The organism is Frankia sp. CoWAU3 (assembly GCF_977971855.1).
On sequence record NZ_CDWWXB010000322.1, the window covers coordinates 1 to 2,771 of the forward strand.

At 66.9% G+C, this 2,771-nt stretch carries 3 protein-coding genes; 2 read left to right on the forward strand and 1 reads right to left on the reverse strand.

Translation table 11 applies throughout. The features are described from left to right. A partial coding sequence (locus AC08ON_RS17900) for a 2,4'-dihydroxyacetophenone dioxygenase family protein (RefSeq protein WP_476617415.1) occupies positions 1–367 on the reverse strand: 367 nt, incomplete at its 3' end. Between the two features lie 239 nt (positions 368–606). Here AC08ON_RS17900 and AC08ON_RS17905 point away from each other — a divergent pair. After that, entirely contained in the window at positions 607–1,752 is a 1,146-nt protein-coding gene (locus tag AC08ON_RS17905) for a PucR family transcriptional regulator (RefSeq protein ID WP_476608677.1), read from the forward strand. Positions 1,753–1,910: 158 nt separating this feature from the next. After that, positions 1,911–2,771 (forward strand): MFS transporter (locus AC08ON_RS17910; protein ID WP_476617416.1); only part of this gene is annotated, 861 nt, incomplete at its 3' end.

The window sequence follows — 2,771 nt, forward strand, 5'->3', positions numbered from 1 at the left end:
CCTGGGGAGAACTGCACCCATCTGAGATGAACACCTCGATGCCCTCGTCAGGCTCCACAATGAACGTGTGCCTGCTGTTGGCGACCTCGTACACGAAGTCACCCGGCCCCGACACCCAGGCGTGCTCCGCGTACCGCCATTTCCCTCGAACGGTGTAGATAAACACGCGGCCATAATGGTCGTGCACACCCAGCGAAGCTCCCCCCGGCGCCCGCAGAAGCATTTGCGTCTCGCTCTTGACCAGATCCACATGAAGGATCTTTAATTCCACCTCGTTCGTGTAAGGCGTGAACGGAACCCACGGAAGATCATCGACTCCCGTGTACGTTGGAGCGAAATGTTGGAGGGGATTGACCAGTGTCGTCATCTGCATCTCCTCGGGTGGTTGTCGTCGATCCCTGCCTTCGGAATCGTCTGGATCCGGCGGGGAACAGCCGGCTAGGCGAGCGGTAGGGTTTGATTCTGGACCCACCAAAAGATCCGAGATAGAACAGCGGTGACAGATCCCTGAACATACGCGACAAGCGCGGGTGCCACGCGCGCCGTCGGGGCGCGGACCGGGGTGCCGATGACACCGCTGGGCAGGATAATCCCCTGATGATGCGGATGTCCGACGACCGTGTGCGAGAACTCACCGCTGCGCTGGAACACGACGAGGGACTGGTGGATCCCACGATCAAGCGTGTCCGGCGCGAGATCCCGGCCTATGAGGTGGTCCCGACCGAGGCGCTGGTGACGAGCATCCACCGCAACGTCGTGCTGGCGTGCCGCACCCTGCGGGCGGGCGTCGTGCCGCCGAGCTCGGAGATCTGGCAGGCCGAGCGCACAACGCTGGAACGGCTCCGGCAGGGCGTGCCGATCGAGGACATCATGGGCGGCTTCCGCATCTGCATAGCGAGCATCCAGGACCGGCTGGTGGATCGCGCCCAGGAGTTCGGGGTCGACCACCCCGAGTCGCTCACCCTCACCTCGCTGCTGTGGAAGCTGAGTGACGTGTTCTCCGCTCGTGCGGCGAGCGCCTACCGCGCGTACGGCCTGTCGCATGCGGTGGCGGACCGAAGGCGCAGGGACGAATGGCTCGCCGGGCTGCTCGCCGGCACCCTGTCGCCGGCGCAGATTGAGCAGGGGCGCATCCGCTACCACGTGCGGCGCGACACACGCCTGCGGGCGGTGTGCACTGCCACCTTGTCGGAAGCGGAGCTGGACCAGGCCCTCAACCTGATCAACCAGGGGTGCCGGCGCAGCAACATGGTCCTGCTCCTGGTGCCCTCCCAAGGCCGGCTCGTGGGGATCGTGTCGGGGCCGCCACCCGCGGTCCCGGGGCTGCTGGTCGCAGCCGGGCCCGAGGGGCCGCTGGGCCGGGTCGCGGCGTCCTTCTCGGTGGCCAACGACGTATTGGCCGCGGCCCGACTGCGCCACGACGAGGGCGTGCACACCCTCGAGAGCCTCGGCTGGCGGGTGGCCGTGCCGCGTGCGGCGGACGTGACCGCACTGATGCGGGCCCGCTACCTCCAGCCGCTCCGGGACAGCAGTGCGTTCGGGGAGGAAGTCGTCGAGTCGCTCCGCTGCTACCTGGCCAACGGCCGTAACATCCCGCGGACCGCCGAGGCGCTGCACGTACACGTCAACACGCTGCGCTACCGGCTAGCCCGGTTCGAGGAGCTGACCGGGTGGTCCCTGGACGACACCGACACCCTGGTGGAACTGTCCTGGGCCTTCCACGCGGAGACGGCAGCCCCGCCGGTTTCGTAGCCGCGTACGAAGCGAAGGGCGCCGCGTTGGCATCCCACCCGTAGCCTTCGATGTGTCGCACACCACATCCTGTTGGAAATTCGTACCCGTTACCGGGCCCATCAGAGCTCGACGTTCCGAGCTGGTGGTCTCGGCCCCGCCCAACAGGGGAGCAACCCATGACCGCTTCGATGACAGCAACAACCGGCCTGCGGGAGCGGACCAACCACTATCGGCAGCTCCTGGCCGCCTCCGTCGGCAACGCCGTCGAATGGTTCGACTGGTACATCTACTCGATGCTTGCGGTGTACTTCTCCACGCAGTTCTTCCCGGCCAGCCCGGGAGGCAGCCTGGTGCCGCTGATGTCGACCTTAGCAATCTTCGCCGTCGGATTCTTCGCCCGCCCGGTCGGAGCGCTGATCCTCGGGATTCTCGCCGACCGGATCGGCCGCCGCAGGACGCTCAGCACCACGATTATGGGCATGGGCCTGGGCAGTCTCATCATCGGGCTTGCCCCCACCTACAAGCAGGTCGGGGTCGCCGCCCCGGCACTACTCCTGCTGGCCCGGCTGATCCAGGGTGCCTCCGCGGGGGGCGAGTATGCCGCGGGAAGCGCGTTTCTCATCGAGTCCGCGCCGGCTGGCCGTCGGGGCCTGTACTCGAGCTTCTTCTACATCAGTGCGACCTCGGCCAACCTGGCGGCGATCGGGATCAGCGCCTTACTCGCCAGCACGCTGGACTCGCAGAACATGACCAGCTGGGGCTGGAGGATCCCCTTCCTGCTCGGCTCGGTCGCGGCCATGGTCGGCATGTGGATCCGGACGCACGCCAAGGAGACCCTCACCCAGACGGCGGACGAGCCGGCCGGTGCCCGTCGTGCCGACATGTTCGAGTTCCTCCGCCGGCACCCCAGGGAATCCCTCCAGGTGTTCGGGCTGACCGCGGCCCCGGCCCTGGTGTTCTATGTATGGACCGCCTACCTGCCGACGTACGCGAACATCACGGTGGGCTCCAACCTCAAGCACGGCCTGCTCTCCGGT

Bases quoted from the DNA above. Each gene is read 5' to 3' on its own strand.
- AC08ON_RS17905 (WP_476608677.1), top strand. From the start codon at position 607: ATGTCCGACGACCGTGTGCGAGAACTCACCGCTGCGCTGGAACACGAC.